Origin of the sequence: Kocuria sp. APC 4018 (assembly GCF_030407675.1) — a bacterium.
Taxonomy (GTDB): Bacteria; Actinomycetota; Actinomycetes; order Actinomycetales; family Micrococcaceae; genus Kocuria; species Kocuria rhizophila.
Genome location: NZ_JASDCY010000103.1, coordinates 1 through 3,582 on the forward strand (window position 1 = coordinate 1; position 3,582 = coordinate 3,582).

Annotated in this window: 5 protein-coding genes; 1 reads left to right on the plus strand and 4 read right to left on the minus strand. The window is 73.7% G+C overall.

From position 1 onward, the window contains the following. A partial coding sequence (locus QL985_RS11865) for a hypothetical protein (RefSeq protein WP_290147962.1) occupies nt 1-316 on the plus strand: 316 nt, incomplete at its 5' end. A 98-nt stretch (nt 317-414) separates the two neighbouring features. On the opposite strand, the gene QL985_RS11870 is transcribed toward QL985_RS11865, so the two are convergent. From QL985_RS11870 to QL985_RS11885, 4 genes are all read right to left on the minus strand, one after another. Next, on the minus strand, nt 415-1,167 hold the full coding sequence (locus QL985_RS11870; RefSeq protein WP_237708738.1) for a hypothetical protein: 753 nt from the start codon (nt 1,165-1,167) through the stop codon (nt 415-417). Next, nucleotides 1,164-1,946 (minus strand): glycosyltransferase family 2 protein, encoded by a 783-nt coding sequence (locus tag QL985_RS11875; RefSeq protein ID WP_237708737.1) that lies wholly within the window; start codon nt 1,944-1,946, stop codon nt 1,164-1,166. Before QL985_RS11875 ends, QL985_RS11870 begins: the two co-directional genes overlap by 4 nt. A gap of 170 nt (nt 1,947-2,116) precedes the next feature. Further along, nucleotides 2,117-2,620, minus strand: a complete 504-nt coding sequence (locus tag QL985_RS11880; protein ID WP_019310291.1) for a methylated-DNA--[protein]-cysteine S-methyltransferase — start codon at nt 2,618-2,620, stop codon at nt 2,117-2,119. Beyond that, on the minus strand, nt 2,617-3,582 hold a 966-nt coding region (locus QL985_RS11885; RefSeq protein ID WP_290147964.1), incomplete at its 5' end, for an AlkA N-terminal domain-containing protein. The genes QL985_RS11885 and QL985_RS11880, both read right to left, overlap by 4 nt.

The following is a 3,582-nucleotide window of genomic DNA, read 5'->3' on the forward strand; positions in this document are numbered from 1 at the left end:
CCGCGACGAGTTCCAGGCCCAGGTCCCGGACTTCGTGCCCCTGGACATGGACACCACCGTTCTCGCGTCCGGTGTGGTGGAGATTGCGCTGGGTGCTTCCCTGATCGCCGCCCGGTCACGACGCCGCACGGTCGGGCTGGTCGCCGCCGGCTTCTTCGCCGCGGTGTTCCCCGGGAACCTGGCCCAGTGGATCCACCACCGGGACGGCTTCGGACTGGACACCGACACCAAGCGCTTCGTACGCCTGTTCTTCCAGCCCGTCCTCATCGCCGCGGCGCTGTGGTCCACCGGCGCTCTGCGAGGCCTTCGCAAGTAACCGCACGGGTCGCCGGCCGTGGCGCGCCACGACCGGCGGGCCGGGCAGCTGACAGGCTCCCCTGAGGGTTCCTTCACGCTGCCCTGCCCCACCCGCGTTCACCGAGGCTCCCGGTGCCGCCCCACCATGGCGGCGCCCAGCACCCCCACGATCACGTCGAGGAGGGTGTCCAGCGGCGGGATGTGGATCTCCGGGGTCACGAACAGGAACCCCAGCAGCTCCATGATCTCCCACACCGTGGCGAGCGACAGCCCGGCCAGCGCGCACAGCAGGTACGGTTCCCGGCGCGCGTCCCGCATCCGGTCCCGCAGCTGCGCGCTGCCTCGCAGCACCCGGTTCCAGAGCATCCACACCAGTGCGTGGACCGCGAGGAAGTGGATCAGGATGTCCCACCACCAGATCCGGTTGTAGAGCTGCTGCGCCGCGCTCACCGCCGCCGTGAGCAGGATCAGGGAGCACACCGCCCGCGGCCATGGCGCGCGGAACCACAGGAACGCGATCACCTGCCCCAGCCCGGCCAGCATGAGCACGGCGGTGTCCACCCAGCGGGCGTCCAGGGCGTAGACCAGGGCCACCACGATCGCCGTGAAGCACGTGGCCGACGCCGCCACCGCACCCGCTCGGCGCCACCACCCCGTGCGCCGCGCGGGGTTCTGCACGGTCTCGGCCGGCACGCCTGCATCCGGCGCCGAGGACGACGACGCCGCTGTCGCCCCGTCCTGCTCGCAGCCCGAGTTCGAGCCCCGGTGGGCCGGCACCTCCGAGGGACGGGCGCGCCCGGGCGACCGTGCGGCGTCGTCGTCCCGGGGGCCCTCCGGGGAGGTGATCCGTGCTGCGGAATGGTGCGTCACGGGCGGGCACCCCGGCGGGGCAGACGAGTGCGGATCCGCATCCACGGCCGCTCGGTGCGCCAGTTGGCGCGCAGCGTGGCGGCGGCCATGCGCAACTGCCTGCGGATCCGCGGCGGCGAGACCACCGCCCGCCACGAGACCACGGCGGCACTGCCCGGGTCCAGGACCACCCGCTCGTGGGGCCGCACGCGGAAGCTGAGGTCGAAGTCGTCGTGCACGTGCGCGTCGCGGTGCACCGTGGAGGACACCCGCCGCCACCAGGACCGCGTGAACGCCATGTTGGAACCCCACAGCGCCCAGTGCCCCAGGGCGGTCCCTGCCACCAGCCGGTAGGCCGTGATGTAGGCGGCGCCCAGGACCCGTCCGGCCGCGGGGAACCGCGGGCCGAAGTGCGCGATCCCGGAGACCGCCACCACATCCTTGCCGTGCGGCTGGACGATTGCGCCTGCCAGCGTGTTCGCGTGCCGCTCCACCCACCCGGGAGAGGGCAGGCTGTCCGCGTCGCAGCGCAGGATCAGGTCACCGTGCGCGGCGTCGTATCCGGTTGCGGCCGCATGGGCGACGCCGGGCTCCGGCTCACGCACGCACCGCACCTCGGGGTGCCGCGCCAGCACCTCTGCCAGGTGGTCGGAGGACGCGTTGTCCACCACCACGATCTCGTCCGGCACGCGGGTCTGCTCCCGCAGGGCGCGCAGACAGCGTTCGAGGTACGCGGCGTCGTTGCGCACGGGGATGACGACGCTGCACGTCATGCTCTGCGCCGCACTCACCCGTTCCACCCGCACAGTCTGTCACGCCGCCCGTGAGGTGACCTGGGTACAGCGGTGGGTGCAAGCAGTGGAATGGACCCTCCATCTCCGAGCGGATCCAGCACGGCTGCTCGCGTGATCGCGCCCTTACGGTGGTCCCGCACATCTCGGTACACCTGCCCGCGCTGGGATCGCGACGATCAGCGCGCCCGCCCCGCCGCCTCCCGCTCCAGCAGGCTCCGCTTCACGTCCTCACCCCACGCGAAGCCACCCATCGAGCCGTCCGCGCGCAGCACCCGGTGGCACGGCACGAACAGCGCCACGGGATTGCGCGCACACACCGAGGCCGCCGCCCGCACCGCCCGCGGGGTGCCCAAGACCTCCGCGAACTCCGTGTACGTCTGCGGGTCACCGGGCCGGATGCGCCGCAGCTGCTCCCACCCTGCGAGCTGCCCGTCCGTGCCGTGCAGCTCCACGGGCACGGCCATGACCGGGTCGAGCTCCCCCGCGTAGTACGACCGCACCGCGTCCATCGCGGCCACGGTCCCGGCGCGCACGTCCTGCGGACGCCACTGCTCCCGCACCCGGGCCAGCGCCTCATCGGGGGACGTCGTCCAGCCCGAGGCGATCACCGCCCCGTCCGGCCCGGCCACGGCCGTGAAGGGGCCGTCCGGGGTGTCGATGGTCTCCACGGTGTGGGTCATGGCTGCTCGCTCTCGTCGAAGGTGGCGGGTGGTGTCAGCGGACCCCACAGGTGGGTGGTGGCGTAGCTGCGCCACGGGGCGGCGTCCTGCGCCCACGCGGTCAGCGCCTTCTTGTCCCCGGGCAGGCCGATCCGCTGGGCACCGGCCCGCATGGCGCCGTCGTCCACCAGGAACACGTCCGGGTCCCCGGTGACCCGCATGCGCACGTGGTCCGCGGTCCACGGCCCCACCCCGGGAAGCGCGAGCAGGGCGGCACGCTGCTGGGCGGCGTCGTCACTGAAGGACAGACTGAGCTCCCCGGAGGCGACTGCGCGTGCGGCCCCGAGCACCGCGCGCACCCTGGCCGCGGGACCGCGCAGGAAGCGCTCGCCGTGCTCCGCGATCGCCGCCGCCGTGGGGAACATGCGGCTCAGCCCCGGGGCGAAGTCCGGGGCGGGCTCACCCATCTCCCGCGTGCGGGCGCCGAGCATCGTGCGCGCGGCGGCCAGGGAAATCTGCTGACCGATCAGGGTGCGGAACAGTGTCTCCTCCGGGTCCACGGAGCCGACGACGCGCACACCCGGCCGGGCCTCGACGAGCGGGTGCAGGGCGGGCACGCGGGAGAGCGCCTCGTCCACGGCCAGGGGGTCGGCATCCAGGTCCAGGAGCCTCCGGACCCGGGCGATCAGGGCGGGCAGGTCCGCGAGGTCCGTGAGTCGCGCCCGAAGCCTCAGCTCGTCCTCGCCCTGCCGGTACACCCGCAGCCAGGCGGGTCCGCCGGGCAGGCGCAGGGTCCGGGAGTACGAGGTGGCCGTCCCGGCCTCCACCCCCTCGACGGCGTGCACCGCGAACCACACGAACAGGCCGTGCAGGTCCAGGGGTGCGCGGTAGCTCAGGGCCAGGTCCACCTCGCCGAAGTCCGCAGCCGGGGAGAGGGTCGCGTTGCGGGAGGTGTTCCGCTGCACCGCGGGGCGGGGCAGGGA

Excerpts from the sequence above, each read along its gene's own strand:
- QL985_RS11880 (WP_019310291.1), bottom strand. The coding sequence starts at position 2,620 with ATGACCCACACCGTGGAGACCATCGACACCCCGGACGGCCCCTTCACG.